22 protein-coding genes are annotated in these 23,410 nt (G+C 72.3%); 19 read left to right on the plus strand and 3 right to left on the minus strand.

Annotation, left to right across the window (positions count from 1 at the left end; genetic code table 11):
* Nucleotides 1-70: 70 nt before the first annotated feature.
* From HCU73_RS14530 to lexA, 6 genes are all read left to right on the plus strand, one after another.
* The gene (locus HCU73_RS14530; protein WP_168624189.1) at nt 71-658 is read left to right on the plus strand and encodes an anthranilate synthase component II; all 588 of its coding nucleotides are present in this window, start codon (nt 71-73) and stop codon (nt 656-658) included.
* A complete protein-coding gene (trpD, locus tag HCU73_RS14535) occupies nt 655-1,671 on the plus strand; it encodes an anthranilate phosphoribosyltransferase (protein ID WP_168624190.1) in 1,017 nt (338 codons plus the stop codon). The genes HCU73_RS14530 and trpD overlap by 4 nt, the downstream gene beginning before the upstream one ends.
* 6 nt (nt 1,672-1,677) lie before the next feature.
* The gene (trpC, locus tag HCU73_RS14540; RefSeq protein WP_168624191.1) at nt 1,678-2,478 is read left to right on the plus strand and encodes an indole-3-glycerol phosphate synthase TrpC; all 801 of its coding nucleotides are present in this window, start codon (nt 1,678-1,680) and stop codon (nt 2,476-2,478) included.
* Between the two features lie 4 nt (nt 2,479-2,482).
* Nucleotides 2,483-2,959 (plus strand): cyclic pyranopterin monophosphate synthase MoaC, encoded by a 477-nt coding sequence (gene moaC / locus HCU73_RS14545; RefSeq protein ID WP_168624192.1) that lies wholly within the window; start codon nt 2,483-2,485, stop codon nt 2,957-2,959.
* A 127-nt stretch (nt 2,960-3,086) separates the two neighbouring features.
* A complete protein-coding gene (locus HCU73_RS14550) occupies nt 3,087-4,286 on the plus strand; it encodes a molybdopterin molybdotransferase MoeA (RefSeq protein ID WP_168624193.1) in 1,200 nt (399 codons plus the stop codon).
* A gap of 78 nt (nt 4,287-4,364) precedes the next feature.
* The gene (lexA, locus tag HCU73_RS14555) at nt 4,365-5,048 is read left to right on the plus strand and encodes a transcriptional repressor LexA (protein WP_168624194.1); all 684 of its coding nucleotides are present in this window, start codon (nt 4,365-4,367) and stop codon (nt 5,046-5,048) included.
* 92 nt (nt 5,049-5,140) lie between these two features.
* Here lexA and HCU73_RS14560 read toward each other — a convergent pair whose 3' ends face one another.
* The gene (locus tag HCU73_RS14560; protein WP_338052127.1) at nt 5,141-7,303 is read right to left on the minus strand and encodes a ComEC/Rec2 family competence protein; all 2,163 of its coding nucleotides are present in this window, start codon (nt 7,301-7,303) and stop codon (nt 5,141-5,143) included.
* A 149-nt stretch (nt 7,304-7,452) separates the two neighbouring features.
* On the opposite strand from HCU73_RS14560, the gene gltX reads away from it, so the two are divergent.
* The 4 genes from gltX (at nt 7,453) to HCU73_RS14580 (ending at nt 12,906) form a co-directional block, all read left to right on the plus strand.
* Nucleotides 7,453-8,868, plus strand: coding sequence for a glutamate--tRNA ligase (gene gltX, locus HCU73_RS14565; RefSeq protein WP_168624195.1), 1,416 nt, complete (start codon nt 7,453-7,455; stop codon nt 8,866-8,868).
* 111 nt (nt 8,869-8,979) lie between these two features.
* The gene (locus HCU73_RS14570) at nt 8,980-10,275 is read left to right on the plus strand and encodes a citrate synthase (RefSeq protein ID WP_168624196.1); all 1,296 of its coding nucleotides are present in this window, start codon (nt 8,980-8,982) and stop codon (nt 10,273-10,275) included.
* 151 nt (nt 10,276-10,426) lie between these two features.
* The gene (locus HCU73_RS14575; RefSeq protein ID WP_168624197.1) at nt 10,427-11,365 is read left to right on the plus strand and encodes a nucleoside hydrolase; all 939 of its coding nucleotides are present in this window, start codon (nt 10,427-10,429) and stop codon (nt 11,363-11,365) included.
* A gap of 98 nt (nt 11,366-11,463) precedes the next feature.
* The gene (locus HCU73_RS14580) at nt 11,464-12,906 is read left to right on the plus strand and encodes a protein adenylyltransferase SelO (protein ID WP_168624198.1); all 1,443 of its coding nucleotides are present in this window, start codon (nt 11,464-11,466) and stop codon (nt 12,904-12,906) included.
* Between the two features lie 125 nt (nt 12,907-13,031).
* Here the strand turns inward: HCU73_RS14580 and HCU73_RS14585 are convergent, their stop codons facing one another.
* A complete protein-coding gene (locus tag HCU73_RS14585) occupies nt 13,032-13,922 on the minus strand; it encodes a DMT family transporter (protein ID WP_168624199.1) in 891 nt (296 codons plus the stop codon).
* Between the two features lie 131 nt (nt 13,923-14,053).
* Between HCU73_RS14585 and HCU73_RS14590 the strand changes: the two genes are divergently transcribed.
* The 8 genes from HCU73_RS14590 (at nt 14,054) to rarD (ending at nt 20,931) form a co-directional block, all read left to right on the plus strand.
* Entirely contained in the window at nt 14,054-14,467 is a 414-nt protein-coding gene (locus HCU73_RS14590) for a Fur family transcriptional regulator (RefSeq protein WP_168624200.1), read from the plus strand.
* Between the two features lie 214 nt (nt 14,468-14,681).
* On the plus strand, nt 14,682-15,551 hold the full coding sequence (locus HCU73_RS18860) for a DMT family transporter (RefSeq protein ID WP_168624201.1): 870 nt from the start codon (nt 14,682-14,684) through the stop codon (nt 15,549-15,551).
* 98 nt (nt 15,552-15,649) lie between these two features.
* Nucleotides 15,650-16,927 carry a phosphopyruvate hydratase gene (gene eno / locus HCU73_RS14600; RefSeq protein WP_168624202.1) on the plus strand — a complete coding sequence of 426 codons (1,278 nt, stop codon included), beginning with the start codon at nt 15,650-15,652 and terminating at the stop codon, nt 16,925-16,927.
* Entirely contained in the window at nt 16,924-17,262 is a 339-nt protein-coding gene (locus tag HCU73_RS14605) for a hypothetical protein (protein WP_168624203.1), read from the plus strand. Before eno ends, HCU73_RS14605 begins: the two co-directional genes overlap by 4 nt.
* Complete coding sequence (locus HCU73_RS14610; protein WP_168624204.1) at nt 17,259-17,936, plus strand: haloacid dehalogenase type II; 678 nt, start codon at nt 17,259-17,261, stop codon at nt 17,934-17,936. The genes HCU73_RS14605 and HCU73_RS14610 overlap by 4 nt, the downstream gene beginning before the upstream one ends.
* Before the next feature lie 115 nt (nt 17,937-18,051).
* On the plus strand, nt 18,052-19,452 hold the full coding sequence (locus HCU73_RS14615; protein WP_168624205.1) for a sensor histidine kinase: 1,401 nt from the start codon (nt 18,052-18,054) through the stop codon (nt 19,450-19,452).
* Nucleotides 19,453-19,535: 83 nt separating this feature from the next.
* Entirely contained in the window at nt 19,536-19,955 is a 420-nt protein-coding gene (locus HCU73_RS14620) for a cupin domain-containing protein (RefSeq protein ID WP_168624206.1), read from the plus strand.
* A gap of 76 nt (nt 19,956-20,031) precedes the next feature.
* A complete protein-coding gene (gene rarD, locus HCU73_RS14625; protein ID WP_168624207.1) occupies nt 20,032-20,931 on the plus strand; it encodes an EamA family transporter RarD in 900 nt (299 codons plus the stop codon).
* Nucleotides 20,932-20,992: 61 nt separating this feature from the next.
* Here rarD and HCU73_RS14630 read toward each other — a convergent pair whose 3' ends face one another.
* Nucleotides 20,993-22,069: an anhydro-N-acetylmuramic acid kinase gene (locus HCU73_RS14630; protein WP_168624208.1), complete on the minus strand. Its 1,077-nt coding sequence runs from the start codon at nt 22,067-22,069 to the stop codon at nt 20,993-20,995.
* An 86-nt stretch (nt 22,070-22,155) separates the two neighbouring features.
* On the opposite strand from HCU73_RS14630, the gene tyrS reads away from it, so the two are divergent.
* Complete coding sequence (gene tyrS / locus HCU73_RS14635) at nt 22,156-23,409, plus strand: tyrosine--tRNA ligase (protein ID WP_168624348.1); 1,254 nt, start codon at nt 22,156-22,158, stop codon at nt 23,407-23,409.
* Nucleotide 23,410: the final 1 nt, after the last annotated feature.

Below are 23,410 nucleotides of genomic sequence, written 5' to 3' on the forward strand. Positions count from 1 at the left end.
TATAGCCCGGGCGCGCGCCGCCTTCACCCCTTTTTCCTCCCCTGCGCCCGCGGGCGCGCCGGACACCGCCATGCTGCTCCTCATCGACAACTACGACAGCTTCACCTGGAACCTCGTCCATTACCTGGGCGAGCTCGGGGCCGAGACGCGGGTCGTGCGCAACGACCAGATCACGGTGCAGGAGGCGCTGGCGCTGGCGCCCGAAGCCATCGTGCTGTCGCCCGGCCCCTGCGACCCGGCGCAGGCGGGCATCTGCCTGCCCCTGACGCGGGCCGCGGCCGGGGCGGGCGTGCCGCTTCTCGGTGTCTGCCTCGGGCACCAGACCATCGGCGAAGCCTTCGGCGGCAAGGTGCAGCGTCACACCGAGATCGTGCACGGCAAGCTGGGCGAGATCCACCACGAGGGCAAGGGCGTCTTCGCCGGCCTGCCCTCGCCCCTGATGGCGACGCGCTACCATTCGCTGGTCGTCGACCGCCCGAGCCTGCCCGCCGAGCTGGAGGTGACGGCCGAACTGAAGGACGGCACCATCATGGGGCTGCGCCACCGGACCCTGCCCATAGAGGGCGTGCAGTTCCACCCCGAGAGCATCCGCTCGCAGCACGGGCACCAGATGCTGCGGACGTTCCTGACCATGGCCAAGGAGGCCGCCCCGGCATGACCGACGCGATGAAACCGCTGATCTACGCGGCCTCCGAGGGGCCGCTGTCGCGCGCGCAGGCCGAGGCGGCCTTCGAGGAGCTGTTCGAGGGCACGGCGACGCCGGCGCAGATCGGGGGGCTGTTGATGGCGATGCGGGCGCGGGGCGAATCCGTGGCCGAATATGCCGCCGCCGCCAAGGTGATGCGCGACCGCTGCATCAAGGTGGCCGCGCCCGAGGGGGCGATGGATATCGTCGGCACCGGCGGCGACGGGATGGGGACGCTGAACATCTCGACCGCGGCGGCCTTCGTGGTGGCGGGCGCGGGCGTGCCGGTGGCCAAGCACGGCAACCGCAACCTCAGCTCGAAATCGGGGGCGGCGGATGCGCTGGGCGAGCTCGGCATCGACGTGATGGTTGCGCCCGAGGTGGTGGAGCGCGCCATCCGCGAGGCCGGGATCGGCTTCATGATGGCGCCGATGCACCACCCGGCGATGAAGCAGGTGATGCCGGTCCGGCAGGAGCTGGGCTGCAAGACCATCTTCAACATCCTCGGGCCCCTGACCAACCCCGCCGGCGTGAAGCGCCAGCTGACCGGGGCCTTCGCGATCGACCTGATCTTCCCGATGGCCGAGACGCTGCAGGAGCTGGGGTCCGAGGCGGCGTGGCTGGTGCATGGCGAGGACGGCACCGACGAGATCTCGATCGCGGGGCCGACCTCGGTCGCGGTGCTGAAGGACGGCAAGGTGCGCGGCCGCGAGGTGCACCCCGAGGACGCGGGCCTGCCGGTGCACCCGTTCCGCGACATCCTGGGCGGCACGCCGGCCGAGAACGCGGCGGCGCTCAGGGCGCTGCTGGAGGGCGCGACCGGCGCCTACCGCGACGCGGTGCTGCTGAACGCGGCCGCGGCGCTGGTGGTGGCGGAGAAGGCGGCCGACCTGAAGGCGGGCGTGGAGATGGCGCGGGAGAGCATCGACTCGGGCGCGGCGAAGCGGGCCGTGGAGCGGCTCGTGGCGATCACGAAGGGGGCCTGAGGGGCGATGGCGACGATTCTGGACCGCATCAAGGCCTACAAGTTGGAGGAGGTGGCGGCGGCGAAAGCCGCGCGGCCGCTGGCGCAGGTCGAGGAGGCCGCCCGCGCCGCGCCGCGGGTGCGGCCCTTTCACAAGGCGTTGAAGGCCGCCGAGGCCACGGGCTATGGCCTGATCGCCGAGATCAAGAAGGCGAGCCCCTCCAAGGGGTTGATCCGCGCCGATTTCGACCCGCCGGTGCTGGCCCGCGCCTACGAGGCGGGCGGCGCGACCTGCCTGAGCGTGCTGACGGACACCCCGAGTTTCCAGGGCCGGCCCGAGTACCTGACCCGCGCCCGGGCGGCCGCCGCCCTCCCCTGCCTGCGCAAGGATTTCCTCTACGACCCCTACCAGGTGGCCGAGGCGCGGGCCTGGGGGGCGGACTGCATCCTGATCATCATGGCGTCCGTCGAGGACGGGCTGGCCGCCGAGCTGGAGGATGCGGCGGCGCACTGGGGGATGGACGCGCTGATCGAGGTGCATGACGCGGCCGAGCTGGAGCGGGCGCTGCGGCTGAAGAGCCCGATGATCGGCATCAACAACCGTGACCTGAATACGTTCGTGACGGCGCTGGAGACGACCGAGGCGCTGGCGGCGCGGGTGCCGGGGGACCGGATGGTGATTTCGGAGTCCGGGCTGTTCACGCCCGCGGACCTGGCGCGGATGGCGCGGGCGGGGGCGCGGAGCTTCCTGATCGGGGAGAGCCTGATGCGGCAGGCCGACGTGACGGCCGCGACCCGCGCGATCCTGGCCGATCCGGCGGTGGTGTGAGGCGATGGCGGAGCTGACCCATTTCGACGAGGGCGGCCGGGCGCACATGGTGGACGTCTCGGGCAAACCCGTGACCGACCGGGTGGCGGTGGCCGAGGGCTGGGTCAGGATGCGGCCCGAGACGCTGGCGCTGGTGACGGAGGGCACGGCCAAGAAGGGCGACGTGCTGGCGGTGGCGCGGCTGGCGGGGATCATGGGGGCGAAGAAGACCGCCGACCTGATCCCGCTGTGCCATCCGCTGCCGATCACCAAGGTGGCGCTGGAGCTGGCCGTGGACCAGGGCCTGCCGGGGGTGCGGATCACGGCGACGGTGAAGACCACCGGCCAGACCGGCGTGGAGATGGAGGCGCTGACGGCGGTGTCGGTGGCGGCGCTGACGGTGCATGACATGCTGAAGGCGGCGGAGAAGTCGATCGAGATCGGCGGCATCCGGGTGGTGCTGAAGGACGGCGGCAAGTCGGGGCGCTACGAGGCGGGGTGAGCCCGCTCCTCGGGCCCTGCCGGGCCCTCGTCGCCGGAACGGCGGGCGCGCCGGACGGGCGGGGCGCCGGGCGGAGAGGGCGGGATGCGTATTTTGGGAAAGATGAAGCCATGAAGGGCGCGCGGGGATGATCTCGGTCGAGGAGGCGCTGGCGGCCTGCCTGGTGCTGGCTCGGCCGGTGGGGACGGAGCGGCTGCGGCTGGCCGAGGCCGGGGGCCGGGTGCTGGCCGAGAGCGTGATCGCGCGGCGGGACCAGCCGCCCTTTGCGGCGTCGGCCATGGACGGCTACGCGCTGCGCGCCGCCGACCGGGTGGCCGGCGCGGTGTTGCGCGTGGTGGGCGAGGCGCCGGCGGGCCGGGCCTGGGACGGGGTCGTCGGTGCGCGCGAGGCGCTGCGCATCTTCACCGGGGCGCCGGTGCCGCGGGGCGCGGACTGCGTGGTGATCCAGGAGGACGTGACGCGCGACGGCGACCGGATCGTGCTGGGCGACCGGCTGGAAGCGGCGTCGAACATCCGCCCCGAGGGGGCGGATTTCCGCGCCGGCGCGCGGATCGAGGCGCCGCGGCGTCTGTCGCCCGCGGACCTTGCGCTCTGCGCGTCGATGAACGTGCCGGAGCTGGTGGTGTCGCGCCGGCCCGAGGTGGCGCTGATCGCCACGGGGGACGAGCTGGTCAGCCCCGGCGAGGTGCCGCGGGACGACCAGATCGTGGCCTCCAACTCCTACGGGCTGAAGGCCATGGTGGAGGCCGAGGGGGCGCGGGCGCGGCTCCTGCCGATCGCGCGCGACGACCGCGAGAGCCTGGCGCAGGTGCTGCGGCTGGCCGCCGGCGCCGACCTGGTGGTGACGATCGGCGGGGCCTCGGTGGGCGACCACGACCTCGTGGGCGAGGTGGCCGCGGCGATGGGGCTGGAGCGGGCCTTCTACAAGGTGGCCATGCGGCCGGGCAAACCGCTGATGGCCGGGCGGCTGGGGGGCGCGGTGCTGCTGGGGCTACCGGGCAACCCGGTGTCGGCGATGGTCTGCGGCCACATCTTCCTGGTGCCGATGCTGCGCGCGATGATGGGGTTGCCCGCGGGCGCGCGGCGGCGGTTCCCGGCGCGGCTGGGCTGCGACCTGCCGGCGAACGGGCCGCGGGAGCATTACCTGCGCTCGGACCTGATGCCCGGCAACGACTTTCCCGAGATCACGCCCTACCCCAGCCAGGATTCCTCGCTGCTGACCGTGCTGTCGGACGCCAACGCGCTTCTGGTGCGCGCGCCCGAGGATCCGCCGCGCCGGGCGGGCGAGATCGTGGACTACCTGCCGCTGGTGCCGCTCTTCGCCTGATTCGTTGACACGGAGGGGGAACAGGGGTAGAACATTCCCCGAACGCGCCAGAGTGCGCCGACCGAGGAGTGCGAGCCGATGCTGACCCGCAAGCAGCGTGATCTTCTTGAGTTCATCCACACCCGCGTGCAGCGCGACGGGGTGCCGCCCTCCTTCGACGAGATGAAGGAGGCGCTCGACCTGCGCTCGAAATCCGGCATCCACCGGCTGATCACGGCGCTGGAGGAGCGCGGCTTCATCCGGCGGCTGGCGCACCGGGCCCGCGCGATCGAGATCGTCAAGATGCCCGAGGGGATGGACCGGCCGGGCTTTGCCCCGCGGGTGATCGCGGGCGACCGGACCGACCCGCCGCGCGGCGCGATGCCGGTCGAGGCGGCGGCGACGGAGCTGCCGGTGATGGGCCGGATCGCGGCGGGCACGCCGATCGAGGCGATTTCCGAGGTGGCGAGCCACGTGGCGGTGCCGCACCAGATGCTGCGCAGCGGGCGCAGCCACTACGCGCTGGAGGTCCGCGGCGATTCGATGATCGAGGCCGGGATCAACGACGGCGACATCGTGGTGATCGAGGAAGGCGCGACCGCCGACAACGGCGACATCGTGGTGGCGCTGGTCGAGGGGCAGGAGGCGACGCTGAAACGGCTCCGGCGCAAGAGCGGAATGATCGCGCTCGAGGCGGCGAACCCGGCCTACGAGACGCGGGTGTTCCGCGACGACCAGGTGGCCGTGCAGGGCAAGCTGGTGGGGCTGATCCGCACCTATTGACCGGGCAGCCCGCACCGTCCCGCGGACGGGGGAACCGGCGCGCGCACCGGCCGGACACTGCACAGCATGTCGCGTCAGCCGTCCCCGCACGCTCAGGGCCGCGACGGGGGCGACCACGGCCGCAACCCCTGCGCGCCCCGGGCGGTTGTGACGAGGAGCGCGTCGCCCCGGGGGGTGATCGCCAGCGCCCCCGTCCGCGCGAGGAGCGGGGCGTCGAGGACGAGGCAGCCGCCCCCCCTGGGCAGCGTGACCGGGCCGGGCGCGTCGAGACGGGCGCGCAGGTCGGCCGCCGCGCGGGCGAGCGCGGCATCGGGCGCAGGCTCGGACAGGATCACCAGGTCATGGGTGGCGCAGGCGGCGGCGGCCTCGGGCAAGGCGCGGCGGCCGGCGCCGTGCCAGATCGTCCAGCCCCCGATCTCGGCCCGCACCCCCTGCCCCGCCGGCGCCCAGCCGGGCCGGGCCGCGGCCTCGGCGGGGGTGACGCGGTCGCCGTCGTTCTCCAGCCAGATCCCGGCGACGAAGCTGTCGCCGCGCGCACGGCTGAGGGCGCGCGGGCCGTCGTCGCGGAGCCCGACAAGGCCGCCGCTGTCAGCCACCAGCACCAGCGGCCGCCCCTCGGCCGGCCAGAACAGGAGCGCGCCCACCAGCGGCACCACCCCGAGCCAGCGCGCCCGGCCCTGCCACAGCAGCACGACCAGCGCCGCGAGCGACACCGCCCCCAGCATCCAGCCGGGCGGCGTCGGCACGCCCTCGACCGCGCCGGGCCAGGCCGCGACGCGCTCGGCCACGCCGAGGATCCAGGCAAGCCCCCACTCCATGACGCGCCAGACCGGCCCCGACAGGCCCAGCGGCCACAACAGCGCCGCCAGCACCGCGCCGGGGATGATGACGCTGCCCATCACCGGCACGGTCAGCAGGTTGGCGATCAGGCCGTAGACCGCGACCTGGTTGAAATGGGCCGCGGCGAAGGGGGCCGTCGCGGCGCCGGCGACGGCGGAGGAGACGACGAGGGCAAAGGCGCCCTTGGCGGGTTTCGGCCAGCCCTGCATCCAGGTCGCGCCGCGGAGCGCGCCGAAGGCGCCGACAAGGGCCGCCGTCGCCGCGAAGGACATCTGGAAGCCCGGCGACATCAGCGTCTCGGGCCGGTGCAGCAAGACGAGGATCGCCGCGATCGCGACCGAGCGCAGCGTGATCGCGCGCCGGTCGAGCAGCACCGCCGCGAACATCACCGCGACCTGGATGAAGGCCCGTTCCGTTGCCACGTTGCCGCCCGACAGCGCGAGGTAGAAGGCGCCCGCCGCCAGCGCCACCGCCGCCGCCCATTTGCGGATCGGGTAGCGCAGCGCCAGCGGCGGGATCAGCGCCAGCAGCGCCCGGAGCGCGGCATAGACGAAGCCCGTCAGGAGCCCCATGTGCAGCCCCGAGATCGCGAGGAGATGCGCGATGTTGGCCGCCCGCATCGCCTCGGTCGGGCCGGCCTCGAGCGCCGAGCGGTCGCCGGTCAGGACCGCCGCGGCAAAGGCGCCGGGCTGGCCCGGGATGCGCCCCTGGATCGCCGCCGACAGGCGCAGGCGCAGGTGGAACAACGCCGCCGCCCCCGGCGCCCGCTCCTCCAGCAGCATCACCGGCGCCCGCGTGTAGCCCACCGCGCCGAGCGACAGGAACCAGGCGTGGCGCTGGAAGTCGAAGCCGCCGGGTTCCGCCGGGCCCGAGGGCGGGGCGAGGTGCCCGGTCAGCATCACCACCGTGCCCGGGGCGGGCGGCGGCCCGGTCTGGTCCCCGTGCAGCGCGATCCGCACCCGGAGCGGCGTTCGGGCCGGGTCCATGTCCTCGAGCCGGACCCGGTCGAGCGTCAGGCGCGGCGCGTCCGAGGCCGAGCGGTCGATCGCCACCACCCGCCCCTCGATCGCGCCGTAGTAGGAAAAGCCCAGCACCGGGCCCGCCACGCCCTGCGTCCGCGCCCCGGCCACCAGCAGCCCCAGCGCCACCAGCGCGACCGCCAGCCCCAGCGGCCCCAGCGTCTCGCGCCGGCGCAGCGCCAGCCCGGGGCCCAGCGCCAGCACCGCCGCCGCCGCCGCGTAGGCCCCCGCCCCCGGCTCCACCGGCAGCGCGAAATAGAGGCCGACGCCCAGGCCCAGCATCACCGCCGACCACGGCATCAGCGCCCCGCGCTGGCCCTGCTGGACCGCGTTCAGCCAGCCCAGCGCGGCAGGCCAGGGCCCCCGCGCGGGCGCGATGTCGGGCAGGTCGGCCACCGCCTTGCCAGCGCCTTCCCTGATGCGTAAACGGGCGCCGAGCCTAGCCCGGACATGGTTTCCAACTGGTTAACGCAGGCTGCCTGCAACAGCCCGCCCGCAGCAGTCCGCCCGGCGCCCGCCCGCGGCCGGCGCGCGAAAGGATCGAGATGGCACAGACCCAGCAGATCGTGACCCGCATCGCCCCCTCGCCCACGGGGATCATGCACATCGGCACCGCGCGCACCGCGCTGTTCAACTGGCTCTACGCCCGCGGCCGGGGCGGGAAATTCCTGCTCAGGATCGAGGACACCGACCGCGCGCGGTCGACGCCCGAGGCGACAGAGGCCATCCTCGACGGGATGCGCTGGCTCGGGCTCGACTGGGACGGCGACGCTGTCAGCCAGTTCGAACGCGCCCCCCGCCACGCCGAGGTCGCCCGCGAGATGCTGGCCCGCGGTCACGCCTACAAGTGCTATTCGACGCAGGACGAGATCGAGGCCTTCCGCGAGGCCGCCCGCGCCGAGGGCCGCTCCACCCTGTTCCTCAGCCCCTGGCGCGACGTGCCCGAGGCCGGGCATCCCGACGCGCCCTTCGTGATCCGCCTGAAGGCCCCCCGGACGGGCGAGACGGTGATCGAGGATGCCGTGCAGGGCACCGTCACCTTCCGCAACGACCAGCTCGACGACATGGTGATGCTGCGCTCGGACGGGACGCCGACCTACATGCTGGCCGTGGTCGTCGACGACCACGACATGGGCGTGACCCACGCCATCCGTGGCGACGACCACCTGAACAACGCCGCCCGGCAGGCGCAGATCTACCGCGCGATGGGCTGGGCCGAGCCGGTCTGGGCGCATATCCCGCTGATCCACGGGCCCGACGGCAAGAAGCTGTCCAAGCGCCACGGCGCGACCGGCGTGATGGAATATGCCGAGATGGGCATTCCGGCGGCGGCGATGCGCAACTACCTGGCACGGCTCGGCTGGTCCCACGGCGACGACGAGCTGTTCACCGACGCGCAGGCGATCGACTGGTTCGACCTGTCCGGCATCGGCCGCTCGCCGGCCCGGCTCGACATGAAGAAGCTGGAGAACGTGGCCGGCTGGCACATCGCGCGGATGGGCGACGCCGAGCTCGTGGCCGAGATCGGCAGCTGGCTGGCCGTGACCGGGCGGCCGCTGCTTTCGCAGGCGCAGCAAGACGTGCTGGCGGCTGCGATGTATTGCCTCAAGGATCGCGCGAAATCCCTGCCCGATCTGCTGGAGAAAGGCCAATTTGCATTGGCCTCCCGGCCCTTGGAGATGGAGCCGCCGGCCGCCGCGCAGCTGGACCCGGTATCCCGTGGTATACTGCGTGAATTGACTGCGCAGTTGCAGAATGTTAGCTGGGATCGCGACACGCTGGAGGCGACGCTGACCCGGGCCGCCGAAGCCCACGGGTTGAAATTCGGCAAGCTGGCGGGCCCGCTCCGGGCCGCGCTGGCGGGGCGCAGCGTCACGCCCAGCGTCTTCGACATGATGCTCGTCATCGGCCGCGAGGAAACCCTCGCCCGCCTGACGGACGCCGCTTCCCGCGACGGCTGATCCCGGGGGCGGCCCGAGATCCGCGGGGCCGGGCCAGGGGGGCCGGGCCCCCGACCATGCTGTGCGGCGCGACACCCGCGCCCGCCAGCCCACGCTGGAGAAGGGACGACCATGGCAGACTCGACCAGAACCGCCACCTTGACGATCGACGGCAAGAGCTTCGCGCTCCCGATCTACTCGCCGACGGCGGGGCCGGACGTGGTGGACATCACCAAGCTCTACGCGCAGGCGGGCGTGTTCACCCACGACCCGGGCTTCACCTCGACCTCGTCGTGCGAAAGCGCGATCACCTTCATCGACGGCGACAAGGGCGAGCTCTTGCACCGCGGCTACCCGATCGACCAGCTGGCCGAGAAGTCGCATTACCTCGAGGTCTGCTACCTGCTGCTGTACGGGGAACTGCCGACCGCGGCGGAACTCGAGCACTTCGAGACCACGATCACCCGCCACACCATGATCCACGAGCAGATGCACAACTTCTTCCGGGGCTTCCGGCGGGACGCGCATCCGATGGCGACCATGGTGGGCGTGGTCGGCGCTATGTCGGCCTTCTACCATGACAGCACCGACATCACCGACGAGCGGCAGCGCGAGATCGCCAGCCACCGCCTGATCGCCAAGATGCCGACCATCGCGGCGATGGCTTACAAGTACTCCATCGGCCAGCCCTTCGTGTACCCGCGCAACGACCTCGACTACGCGTCGAACTTCCTGCGCATGTGCTTTGCCGTGCCCGCCGAGGAATACGTGGTCGACCCGGTCCTGAGCCGCGCGATGGACCGGATCTTCACGCTGCACGCCGACCACGAGCAGAACGCCTCGACCTCGACGGTACGCCTCGCCTCGTCCTCGGGCGCCAACCCCTTCGCCTGCATCGCGGCCGGCATCGCCTGCCTCTGGGGCCCCGCCCATGGCGGCGCCAACCAGGCCTGCCTCGAGATGCTGAAGGAGATCGGCACCGTCGACCGCATCCCCGAATACATCGCGCGCGCCAAGGACAAGAACGACCCGTTCCGCCTGATGGGCTTCGGCCACCGGGTCTACAAGAACTTCGACCCGCGCGCGAAGGTGATGAAGCAGTCCGCCGACGAGGTGCTGGACCTGCTCGGCGTCGAGAACAACCCGCTCCTGCAGGTCGCCAAGGAGCTGGAGCGCATCGCGCTGCAGGACGACTACTTCGCCGAGAAGAAGCTGTTCCCGAACGTCGATTTCTACTCGGGCATCATCCTCGAGGCGATGGGCTTCCCCACCTCCATGTTCACGCCGATCTTCGCGGTCTCGCGCACCGTCGGCTGGATCTCCCAGTGGAAGGAACAGCTGGCCGATCCGGCCATGAAGATCGGCCGCCCGCGCCAGCTCTACATGGGCGCCACGCTGCGCGACTACGTCGAGATCGAGGACCGCTGAGGCCCCTCCACCGCGTCGGACAGGCCGCTCCCCCGGGGGGCGGCCTTTTCCTTTGCCCCCTTCATCTTTCCCCAAATACGCCCGCCGGAGGCATTGAAGTCTCCCGCGCGCCGGTGTCACCTGCGCCCCGACCGACAGGAGCGCGCGCCCCATGACCCGCAAGATCATCATCGACACCGACCCCGGGCAGGACGACGCCGTGGCGATCCTGCTGGCGCTGGCCAGCCCCGAGGAGATCGAGGTGCTGGGCCTCACCGCGGTGGCCGGCAACGTGCCGCTCGCCCTGACCCAGAAGAACGCCCGCATCGTCTGCGAACTGGCCGGCCGCCGCGACATGCGCGTCTTCGCCGGCTGCGACCGGCCGCTGGTGCAGCCGCTGGTCACCGCCGAGCATGTCCACGGCAAGACCGGCCTCGACGGCATCGTGCTGCCCGAGCCGACCATGCCCCTGCAGGACGCCCACGCCGTCGACTTCATCGTCGACACGCTCCGCAGCCACCCCTCCGAGACCGTCACCCTCTGCCCCCTCGGGCCGCTGACCAACATCGCCACCGCCTTCCGCACCGCCCCCGACATCATCGGCCGCGTTCAGGAGATCGTGCTGATGGGCGGCGCCTATTTCGAGGTCGGCAACATCACCCCCGCGGCCGAGTTCAACATCTACGTCGACCCCGAAGCCGCTGACATCGTGTTCAGATCCGGCGTGCCGCTGACCGTGATGCCGCTCGACGTGACCCACAAGGTGCTGACCACAAGGCCGCGGATCGAGGCGATCCGCGGCCTCGGCAGCGCGGTCGCCCACGCCGTCGCCGAATGGACCGACTTCTTCGAACGCTTCGACATGGAGAAATACGGCCATGACGGCGCGCCGCTGCACGACCCCTGCGTGCCCGCCTGGCTGATCCGGCCCGACCTCTTCACCGGGCGCCGCATCAACGTCGAGATCGAGACCACCTCGCCGCTGACCCGCGGCATGACCGTGGCCGACTGGTGGGGCATCACCGACCGGCCGAGGAACGCGCTCTTCATGGGCGACGTGGACGCGGGCGGCTTCTACGAGCTGCTCACCGGGCGCCTCGCGCGGCTCTGAGCCCGCGCAAGGCTCTTGCAAGAGCCTTGCCAAATCCCTTGCAAGGGATTTGGCCCGCCCCGCCCCCGCCCCTATCTCTGCCGGGAAAGGATGCCCCGATGACCGCCCGCTTTCCCTTCGACAACAGCTACGCCCGCCTGCCCGAGCGCTTCTACACCCGCCAGGCGCCCGCGCCGGTGACGGCGCCGCGGCTGCTGGCGGTGAACACGGGCCTCGCCGCGCGCCTCGGCCTCACGCTCCCCGAGGATGACGCCGAAACCGCCCGCCTCTTTTCCGGCAACGCCCTGCCCGATGGCGCCGAGCCGCTGGCCCAGGTCTACGCCGGCCACCAGTTCGGCGGCTGGTCGCCGCAGCTGGGCGACGGCCGCGCGATCCTGCTGGGCGAGGTGGTCGCCCCCGACGGCGCGCGCTTCGACATCCAGCTCAAGGGCGCGGGCCGCACCCCCTATTCCCGCATGGGCGACGGCCGCGCCTGGCTTGGCCCCGTGCTGCGCGAATACATCGTCTCCGAGGCGATGGCCGCCCTCGGCATCCCCACCACCCGCGCGCTCGCCGCCGTCGCCACCGGCGAGATCGTGGTGCGCGAGGGCTTCCTGCCCGGCGCCGTCTTCACCCGCGTCGCCGCCTCCCACATCCGCGTCGGCACCTTCCAGTATTTCGCCGCCCGCCGCGACGTGGACGCGCTGCAGGCGCTGGCCGACCACGTCATCGCCCGCCACCACCCGCAGGCCGAGGGGCCGCTGGGCCTGCTGGAGGCGGTGATCGCCGCGCAGGCGCGGCTTGTCGCGCAGTGGATGGGCGTGGGCTTCATCCACGGCGTCATGAACACCGACAACATGACCGTCTCGGGCGAGACCATCGACTACGGCCCCTGCGCCTTCCTCGACGCCTACCACCCCGACACGGTGTTCTCCTCCATCGACCACTACGGCCGCTACGCCTACGCCAACCAGCCCCAGATCGCGGTCTGGAACCTCGCGCAGCTGGCCACCGCGCTCCTGCCGCTGGTCCCCGACCGCGACGAGGGGATCGAGGCCTTCACCGCCGCCGTCAACGGCTTCTCCGACCGCTTCGACGCCGCCTGGCACGGGGTCCTCCGCGCCAAGCTCGGGCTGGCCACGGCGCGGGACGACGACCCCGCCCTCGCCCTCGACCTGCTCGACCGGATGGCGGCCAACGGCGCCGACTTCACCCGCACCTTCCGCGCCCTCTCGGGCCCCGACCCGGCCCTTGCCCGCGACGAATTCATCGACCCGACCGCGCTCGACCCCTGGCTCGCCCGCTGGCAGGCCCGCCTCGCCGCCGAGGGCCGCGACGAGCCCGCCCGCATCGCCGCGATGCAGGCCACGAACCCCGCCCGCATCCCCCGCAACCACCGCGTCGAGCAGGCCATCGCCGCCGCCGTGGCCGACGACCTCGGCCCCTTCCACGCGCTGATGGCCGCCCTCGCCCAGCCCTTCGCCGACGACCCGCGCCTCGCCGCCTACGAGGACCCGCCCGCCGAGGCCGAGCGCGTCACCGCCACCTTCTGCGGCACCTGACCCCTTCATCTTTCCCCAAATACGCAAAGCCCGGCCGCCGCCCCGCGCCCCGGCCGGGCAGAGGGACCGATTTTTCGCACGAAAAATCGCACCCCGGCGACGGCGCAGCCGGCGCAACCCCTGCCCTACGCCCGCGCCGGCCGGTTGATCAGCACGAGCCCCGCCACCACCAGCCCCAGCGCCGCCCCGATCTCCCAGCCCACCCGCTCGTCCAGCAGGAGCCAGCCGAGGAAGACGCCGAAGACCGGCGACAGGAAGGAAAACGCCGCGACCGAAGCCGCCGGGTAGAGCGACAGGATCCAGAGCCAGAACAGGAACCCGCCCGAGGCGATGACCACGATCTGGAACCCCAGCCCCGCCCAGTGGATCACCTCGGGCTCCCGCAGGAAGGGCCCGAAGGCGACAGCGGCGATGAGGAGCAGCGGCGCGGAGACCACCAGCTGCCACAGCAGTTGCGTCTCCGGGCGCACCGCCTTGAGCGGCGAGGCCTTGGCGACCAGCGCGATCCCGGCCCAGGCCATCGCCGCCACCAGCGCGCAGAGATCGCCCGCCAGCGACGCCGCGCCCCCGGGCCCGCCCCGCACCGAGATCGCGATCACCACCCCCGCGAAGGCGAGCGCCAGCCCCGCCCCCTTGCGGCCCGTGATCCTCTCGCCCGGGATCAGGACGTGGCCCATCAGCGCCAGCCAGACCGGCATGGTGTAGAAGATGACCGAGGTCCGGGTGACCGTGGTGAGGTCGAGGGCCACGAACAGGCACACGAACTCCACCGCGAAGAAGACCCCCATCAGCAGGCCCGCGGGCACCGTGCCGGGGGCGATCCGCACCGGCAGGCCCCGGGCGAGCATCCACAGCCAGATGCACAGCGCCCCGCCCGCCGAGCGCAGCGCGGCGAAGAACACCGGCTGCAGCCCCTCGTTCACCACCGCGATGACCACCTGGTTGAACGCGAACAGCAGCGCGAAGCCCGTCAGCCCCACCGCCCCGAAGGCGTCGATCCGATCCTTCTGCGCCATGCCCGCGGCCTCCCTGCCCCGCCCCTGTCGCGCCCCGCCCCGGCCCTGTCAAGCACGCGCGCCGCTGGCGTCTTTTCTCGCCGCGCCAAATCCCCTAAACCTGCCGCCCACGACCACAGCGGGGGCCGGCCATGACCGACACGATCGAGGCGCGCTGCGAGGCCAGGGGCCTTCGGATGACCGACCAGCGCCGGGTGATCGCCCAGGTGCTGGAGGCCGCGACCGACCACCCGGACGTCGAGGAGCTCTACGCCCGCGCCTCGGCCCGCGACCCGAGGATCTCGATCGCCACGGTCTACCGCACGGTGAAGCTGTTCGAGGAATCGGGCATCATCGAGCGGCTGGAGTTCGGCGACGGACGCGCGCGCTACGAGGATGCCGACCGCGACCACCACGACCACCTGATCGACATGCACACCGGCGAGGTGATCGAGTTCGTCGACCCCGAGATCGAGGCGCTGCAGGAAAGGATCGCGGAAAAGCTCGGCTACCGGCTCAAGGGCCACCGGCTGGAGCTCTACGGGGTGCCGCTGCGCCGGCGGTGAGGGGGCGGAAAACGCGCGTTTTCCGCACGGGAAACCCCGGGGTTTCCCGGGGCGTTGTCCTGGAGGAAAGCGCCCGCGCCGGGCGGCCCGCGCGCGCCGTGGCGGGGTCGCTCCCGAAGGGCGTATTTGGGGAAAGATGAAGGGGGGATCCTTCGGCCTTTTCCCGGCCGGTGCCGCGCGGTAAGCCCGGTGGGCGCGGCAGGGGGAGCATCCGATGGACAACATCAAGGGCATGGCGTGGATGACGCTGGCCATGCTGGCCTTCGCGCTGACCGACATGGTGCTGGTCTTTGCCACCCGGGCCCTGCCGCTGGGGCAGGTGCTGTTCCTGTTCGGCACCGGGGGCGCGGCCCTGTTCGCGCTCTGGGCCGGGCTGCAGGGGCATCGCTGGTGGAGCCCGGTCTTGCTGATGCGGCCGGTGATGATCCGCAACGGCGCCGAGGTGCTGGCGACCGTGTCCTTCGTGACCGCGCTGTCGCTGATCCCGCTGTCGACGCTGTCGGCGGTGATTCAGGCCAACCCGCTTCTGGTGACGCTGGGGGCGGCGCTGTTCCTGGGCGAGAAGGTGGGCTGGCGGCGCTGGACCGCGATCGGGGTGGGCCTGGCGGGCGTGCTCCTGATCATCCGGCCGGGGGCGGCGGCCTTCGATCCGAACCTCCTGTTCGCCGTCGCGGCCGCCATCGGGCTGTCCTTGCGCGACCTCGCCACGCGGCCGGTGCCCAAGACGGTGCCGACGACGCTGCTGGCGAGCTACAGCTTTGCCGCGGTGGGGCTTGCGGGGCTGATCCTCATCCCCTTCGCGGGCGGCTGGCAGGTGCCGGACGCGGCGATGGTCGGGATCATCCTGGGCGGCATCCTGCTGGGCATGGTCGCCTATTTCGCCATCACCGCGGCGATGCGCGTGGGCGAGATCGCGGTGGTGACGCCGTTCCGCTACACGCGCCTGGTCTTTGCCTTCGCGATCGCGGTGGCGGTGTTCGACGAGACCATCGACGCGCTGACGCTGGCAGGCGTCGGGGTGGTGGTGGCGACCGGGCTCTACAGCTTCTGGCGCGAGGCGCAGGCGCGGCGGCGGGCCGCCTGAGCCGACCTTTGGCCGCAGCGCGGGGCGCGCGAACGGCCTTCGCCTCGGCGCCCGCCCTTGCTATAGAGCCCCCGAACCGACCCAAGAAGGGGACCGACATGAGCTTCATCACCGATATTCACGCCCGCGAGATCCTGGACAGCCGGGGCAACCCCACCGTCGAGGTCGACGTGACGCTGGAGGACGGCACCATGGGCCGCGCGGCGGTGCCCTCGGGCGCCTCGACCGGCGCCTACGAGGCGGTGGAGAAGCGCGACGGCGACAAGACCCGCTACATGGGCAAGGGCGTGCTGCAGGCCGTCGCCGCCGTGAACGGCGAGATCGCCGAGGGGCTGGTGGGCGTCGACGCGACCGAGCAGGAGGCGATCGACGCGCTCCTGTGCGAGATGGACGGCACCGACAACAAGGCGCGGCTGGGCGCGAACGCGATCCTGGGCGTGTCGCTGGCGGTGGCCAAGGCCGCGGCCGACTACACCCAGCAGCCGCTGTTCCGCTACGTGGGCGGCACCGCGGCCCGCGTGCTGCCGGTGCCGATGATGAACATCATCAACGGCGGCGAACATGCCGACAACCCGATCGACATCCAGGAATTCATGATCATGCCGGTCGCGGCCGACAGCATCGCCGACGCGGTGCGGATCGGGTCCGAGGTGTTCCACACGCTGAAGAAGGAGCTGTCGGCGGCGGGCCTGTCCACCGGGATCGGCGACGAGGGCGGCTTTGCGCCCAACCTCAGCTCTACCCGCGAGGCGCTTGATTTCATTCTGAAATCCATCGAGAAGGCCGGCTATACCCCGGGCGACGACATCATGCTCGCGCTGGACTGCGCCTCGACGGAATACTTCAGGGACGGCCGCTACGTCCTTGCCGGCGAAGGCAAAACCCTGACCTCGGACGAGAACGTGGCCTATCTCGAGGCGCTGGTCAGCGACTACCCGATCCTGTCGATCGAGGACGGCTGCGCCGAGGACGACTGGGACGGATGGGCCACGCTGACCGAGGTGCTGGGCCACCGGGTGCAGCTGGTGGGCGACGACCTGTTCGTGACCAACCCCGCGCGGCTGGCCGAGGGCATCGAGAAGGGCTGCGGCAACGCGCTGCTGGTGAAGGTGAACCAGATCGGGACGCTTTCCGAGACGCTGGCCGCCGTCAGCCTCGCCCACCGCAACCGCATGACCTGCGTGATGTCGCACCGCTCGGGCGAGACCGAGGACGCCACCATCGCCGACCTCGCCGTGGCGACGAACTGCGGCCAGATCAAGACCGGCAGCCTCGCGCGGTCGGACCGGCTGGCCAAGTACAACCAGCTGATCCGCATCGAGGAAATGCTGGGCGAGACGGCGGTCTACGCGGGGCGGAGCATCCTGCGGGGATGACGGCGCGGTCGCGCTACGCCGGAACGCGGGGCTGGCTGTCGCTGGTCGAGGCCTTCGGCTGGCTGGCGCTGGGGGCGGGTCTGGTGCTGGCAGGCGCGATCCTGTTCGGGGGCGACGCAATTCCGGTGTCGCCGTCGGACCGCTTGCTTTGGGCCATTCTCATCGCCGGTGCGGCGCTGTCGAGTGCGGCCGTGACCATCTCGGTGGCGCGGATCGGGCAGGCCGTCTGCGACATCGCCGAGAACACGGCGCCGCAGCCGCGCCCCCGTGACAAGGCCGCCGCCCGGCGCGACCCGCCGCTGTCCGGCAAGCCGCGGGAGGAGCGCGCACCATGACCGTCAAGGCCCTCATCTTCGACGTCTTCGGCACCTGCGTGGACTGGCGGACCTCCGTCGCCCGCGAGGTGGCGGCCGTGCTGCCGGGTGTCGACGCCACCGCCTTCGCCGTCGCCTGGCGGGCGGAATACGACCCGGCCATGGCGCGCATCCGCGAGGGCGGGCGGGGCTACGTGGCGCTGGACGAGCTGCACCTCGAGAACCTGCACCGGGTCGCCGCGCGCTTCGGCGTCACCGCCCCCGACAGCCTGAACGCGGCGTGGGAACGGCTCGACCCCTGGCCGGACGTGGTGGCCGGCCTCACGGCGCTGAAACGCAGCCGCATCGTCGCGCCCTGCTCGAACGGGTCCATCGCGCTGATGACGCGGCTCGCACGCCACGCCGGCCTGCCGTGGGATTGCATCCTCGGCGCCGACATCGCCCGCGACTACAAGCCCAAGCCGCAGGTCTACCTCGCCGCCTGCGCGGCGCTGCGGCTGGCGCCGGCCGAGGTGATGATGGTCGCCGCCCACAACGACGACCTGTTCGCCGCCCGCGCCGCGGGGCTGGCGACGGGATTCGTGCCGCGCCCGGCCGAACACGGCCCCGGCCAAACCCTGGACCTCGCGCCCGAGGCCGGCTGGGACGTGATTGCCCGCGATTTCAGCGATCTCGCCGCCCGCCTCCCGGCCTGAGCCCCGACCCGGGCCATCCGGTCCAACTATTTCTTGTGAAATATTTTTCCTGCGCTAGCCTCGGGTCCGTGTCGGGCGAGGGTGGCACCCGTTTGAGGATCGGAAGGGCGCCAGCATGAGCGAGGTCCGGCCCGTGCGGCCGAGCGCGAAAGCCGTAGCCGGCGCCTCCAGCCCCGGCGTCGCCACAGCCCCCGCCGCCCCCGGCGCATGGCGGCTGCCCCCGCCCGAGCCGGCCGGGCCCGAAACCCTGCGGCAGATCTTCCTGCTAGACTATTCCAGCCCCGTCGAGATCACGGCGCGGCTGGTCCTCGTCGCCATCGCCGGGACGGCGACCACCCTCTACACCGGGCAGGACTGGGGCCTGATCTGGGCCGCCGCCTACATCGGGCTGCACGCGCTGCACCGGCTGTTCCTCTCGACCCGCCGGGGCCCCGAGCGGCGCTGGGAGGTCGTCGTCGGGCACCTCGGATACGGCCTGATCAACCTCGTCTACGTGACGCTGCCCACCGCGCTGCTGGTCACGCGCGACCCGGCGCTGGTGGCCTCGGCGGCGCTGGGGCTGGCGGCGATGGTGGTGTTCCTGCTGTGGCGCCCGGCCCCGCCGCGGAGCCTGCTGCCCATCGACATCCTGCTCCATGGCGGTGTCGTGGTCGTGGTGATCTGGCACGTGTTCCCGATGCTCGACGCGCCGCTGGCGCAGGCGCTGCTGATGGCCTGCGCGCTGGCCGAGTTCGGCTATTTCGCGATGGCGCTGCGGGCGACCACCGCCGTGCGGCACCGGCTGAGCGACGCGGCACAACGGGCGACCGAGGCGCAGAAGATGGAGGCGATGGGCCGGCTCACCGGCGGAATCGCGCATGATTTCAACAACAACCTGACCGTCCTTCGCGGCAACCTCGAGCTTTACGCCGAGGTCACGGACGAGGAGGAACGGCGCAAGCTGGTGGCCGAGGCCCATGCCGCGGCGCTCCGGGCCTCGGCGCTGGTCGGCCAACTGCTGAGCTTCGCGCGCCCCGCGCCGCCGTCGCCGGTGTCGACCGACGCCGGGGCGGTGGTGGTGGAGCTGGCCCGGATGGCCGCGCGCACCACGCCGGCCGGCATCAGCATCGTCCCGCAGGTCCCGCTCGACGCGATGCCGCTGCACGTGGACACCGACCGGCTGAACGCGGCGCTGCTGAACCTCGTGATCAACGCCCGCGACGCGCTGGGGACGGCGGGGCGCATCGTGATCGAGGCGGCCCCGGCCGACCCCGGCGCCGACCCCGATCTGCCGCACACGCTGGCGCCCGGGCGCTACCTGCGGCTGTCGGTCGTCGACGACGGCCCCGGCCTGTCGCCCGAGACCGCCCGCCGCGCGCTGGAGCCCTTCTACACCACCAAGGGCGTGGGCGAGGGAACGGGCCTCGGCCTGCCCTCGGCCAAGGCCTTCGCCGAGCAGTCGGGCGGCACGCTCACGATCCGGTCGCGTCCGGGCGAGACGGCGGTGTCGCTCTACCTGCCCCGCGCGGCCCCCTAGCCGCTGCGCGCCCCTTTCCCCGGCCCGGCCACGCTGGCAGATTGTGGGCCACCCGCCCCGTCCCCGAAAGGCCGCCCGCGCCCATGACCGCCGACCAGATCATCGCCCGCCTCGGCCTCGCCCCGCACCCCGAGGGCGGCCATTACCGCCAGACCTGGGTCGCCGAGGGCCCGGGCCGGCCCAGCGGCACCTGCATCTACTTCCTGCTCAGGGCCGGCGAGCTCAGCCACTGGCACCGGGTCGACGCGACCGAGATCTGGCTCTGGCACGCCGGCGCGCCCCTCGTCCTGTCGCTGGCCGCGACCGAGGCCGGCCCCGCCACCGACCACCTGCTGACCCCCGACCTCGACGCCGGCGCCCCGCAGCTGATCGTGCCGGCGCAGCACTGGCAGGCGGCGCGCACGACCGGCGACCACACGCTGGTGTCCTGCACCGTCTCGCCCGGCTTCCAGTTCGCGGGCTTCACCCTCGCCCCAGAAGGGTTCGACATCCCGCGCGGCTGATCCATCACGACCCGTGATGCCGGGGATCGCGAAATCGCGCTCGCCCGCGCCCGCGGGATCGGCTAGTCCCGCCGCCATGACGACCCCCTCCCCCCAGACCGGAGACACCCCCGCGGGCTTCGCCTACGCGGTCGGGGCCTATCTCATCTGGGGCTTCCTGCCGCTCTACATGAAGGCCGTCGACCACATCGCCCCGGTCGAGATCATCGCCCACCGCATCCTGTGGTCGGTGCCCATCGCGGGGCTCGTGCTGCTCGCGCTCGGGCGCACCGCCGATCTCGTCCGCGCGCTCCGCACGCCGCGCATGGTGGGCATGGCCGCGGTGACGGCGGCGCTGATCTCGGTCAACTGGGGGGTCTATGTCTGGGCCATCGCCAATGACCGCGCGCTCGACGCGGCGCTCGGCTACTACATCAACCCGCTGTTCTCCGTCGCCCTCGGCGCGGTGATCCTGCGCGAACGCCTCGCGCCGGCGCAATGGGTCGCGGTCGGGCTGGCCGCCGTCGCAGTCGGCATACTGACGGTGTCCGCGGGCGTCCTGCCCTGGGTGGCGCTGGTGCTGATGGCGACCTTCGGCGTCTACGGCTTCCTGCGCAAGACGCTGCCCATCGGCCCGAACCAGGGCTTCCTGCTCGAGGTGCTGCTCCTGTCGCCGCCCGCGCTGGCCTACCTGCTCTGGCTCGGCGGCGACGGCCATTTCGCGACCACCGGCTGGGCCGACACGGCGCTCCTCGTCGGCACCGGCGCGGTCACGGCGGTCCCGCTCATGCTCTACGCCAACGGCGCCAAGGGGCTCCGGCTCTCCACCATCGGCATCCTGCAATACATCGCGCCGACGATGATCTTCCTGATCGCCGTCTTCGTCTTCGCCGAACCCTTCGGCCCGGCCCGCGCCGTGGCCTTCCCGCTGATCTGGGCCGCGCTGGTGATCTACACCGCCGCGATGATCCGCGGCGCCCGCGCCGCCCGCGCCTGACCCCTCATCTTTGCTTCGGAAATACTCCGGGGGCTTGGGGGCAGCGCCCCCAAACGACGCCTCACACCCGCGACACCCGCCCGCCCCCGACCGCTGCGGCGACGCCCGTGGTCCCCGGCGCCGAGGTCGGCAGACCGAGAAGCACCCGCGCCGCGAGGTAGGCAAAGGCCTGCGCCTCCAGGAAATCGCCGTCGAGCCCCACCGCCTCCACCGGCGCCACCTCGCAGCCCGTCGCCACCGCCAGCATCTCCATCAGCCCGGGGTTCAGCCGCCCGCCCCCGGTCACAAAAAGCCGCCCGGGCCGCGCCGGCAGATGCTCCAGCCCCTGCGCCACGGCGCCCGCGCAACAGGCCGCCAGCGTCGCCACCGCATCCGCATCCGCCATCCCCGCCACCCACTCGGCAAGCCGCGGGAACGCGTCGCGGTCGAGCGACTTCGGCGGCATCCGGCGGAAATAGATGTCGTCGAGGAACACCGCCACCGTCTCGGCATCGACCCGGCCGGCCCGGGTCAGCCGCCCGTCGCGGTCGAAGCCCTCGCCCAGCCGCACCCGCACCAGGTCGTCGATCGGCGCGTTCGCGGGCCCGGTGTCGAAGGCAAGGCAGGCCCCCGGCTCCTCGGGCCGCGGCAGGCGCGGATTGACCCAGGAAATGTTCCCCACGCCCCCGAGATTGAGAAAGGCCACCGGCCCCGCCGCCCCGATGAACCGCGCCAGCGCCCAGTGATAGAAGGGCGCCAGCGGCGCGCCCTGCCCGCCGAACGCCATGTCGTTCGACCGGAAATCCCACACCGTGGTCAGCCCCGCGGCCGCCGCAACCCGCGCCCCGTCGCCCGCCTGGTGGGTGCGCCGCCCCTCGGGGTCATGCGCCAGCGTCTGGCCATGAAAACCAAAGGCCGCGACCCCCTCGAGCCCCGCCAGCACCTCCAGATGCGCGTCCTCAACCACCCGCGCGGCCTCGGCCACGCCCGGCTCGCCCGGCCAGCGCCCCAGCGCGGCGCGGATCGCGGCGCGCTCGGCCGCGCCGTAGGGCCGGTAGCGCGTCTCGCCGAAGCCCAGGACCGCCACCCCGTCGGTCTCGATCACGGCCAGGTCCACCCCGTCCATCGAGGTGCCCGACATCGCGCCCGCGACGCGCATCGGCCTGCCCTTGTCGCTCTTTCCCTTCACGGTTCCGCCCGCTATAGCCTCGCCCCACGACGCCTCGGAACATGGACCGCGACCCGATGACCTACCAGCCCAAATCGGAGTTCCTGCGCGAGATCATCGCGCGCGGATTCCTGGCCGACTGCACCGACCTGCAGGGCCTCGACGACAAGCTGATCGAGGGTCCGGTCACCTGCTACATCGGCTACGACGCCACGGCGAAGTCGCTGCATGTCGGCCACCTGCTGAACATCATGCTGCTGCGCTGGTGGCAGAAGACCGGCAACCGGCCGATCACCCTGATGGGCGGGGGCACCACCAAGGTGGGCGACCCCAGCTTCCGCGCCGACGAACGCCCGCTCCTGTCGGCGGCCCAGATCGACGAGAACATCGGCAACATGCAGCGCGTCTTCGACCGCTACCTCGATTACGGGGCGGGCGAGGCTGGCGCCGTGATGCTCAACAACGCCGAGTGGCTCGACGGCCTCAACTACCTCGAGTTCCTGCGCGACATCGGGCGGCACTTCTCGGTCAACCGGATGCTGTCCTTCGAATCCGTGAAATCGCGCCTCGACCGCGAGCAGAGCCTCAGCTTCCTCGAATTCAACTACATGATCCTGCAGGCCTACGACTTCCTCGAGCTCTACCGCCGCGAGGGCTGCCTCTTGCAGATGGGCGGCTCGGACCAGTGGGGCAACATCGTCAACGGCGTCGACCTGACGCGCCGGGTGCTCGATGCCGAGATCTTCGGCCTGACCACGCCGCTCCTGACCACGTCCGACGGGCGCAAGATGGGCAAGTCGCAGGGCGGCGCCGTCTGGCTCGATGCCGGGATGCTCAGCCCCTACGAGTTCTGGCAGTTCTGGCGCAACACCACCGACGCCGACGTGGGCCGCTTCCTCAAGCTCTACACCGAGCTGCCGGTGGCCGAATGCGACAGGCTCGGCGCGCTGGAGGGGGCCGAGATCAACGCCGCCAAGATCATCCTCGCCAACGAGGTCACCGCGCTCCTGCACGGGCCCGAGGCCGCCGCCGCCGCCGAGGCGACCGCGCGCGAGGTGTTCGAAAAGGGCGGCGCGGGCGAGGAGCTGCCGACGCTGGCGCTCACCGCCGCCGAGATCGGCGAGGGCATCTCGGTCGCGCAGCTGATCACGCGCTCGGGGCTGGCCGCCTCGGGCAAGGAGGCCAAGCGCCTGATCGCCGAGGGCGGCGCGCGGATGAACGACGCGGCCCTGACCGACGCGGGCGTGATGGTGACGGCCGCCGACCTCGCCCGGCCGATCAAGCTCAGCGCCGGCAAGAAGCGGCACGCGCTCGTCGTCCTGCAGGATTAAC

Source organism: Roseicyclus persicicus (assembly GCF_012395815.1).
Lineage (GTDB): Bacteria > Pseudomonadota > Alphaproteobacteria > Rhodobacterales > Rhodobacteraceae > Roseicyclus > Roseicyclus persicicus.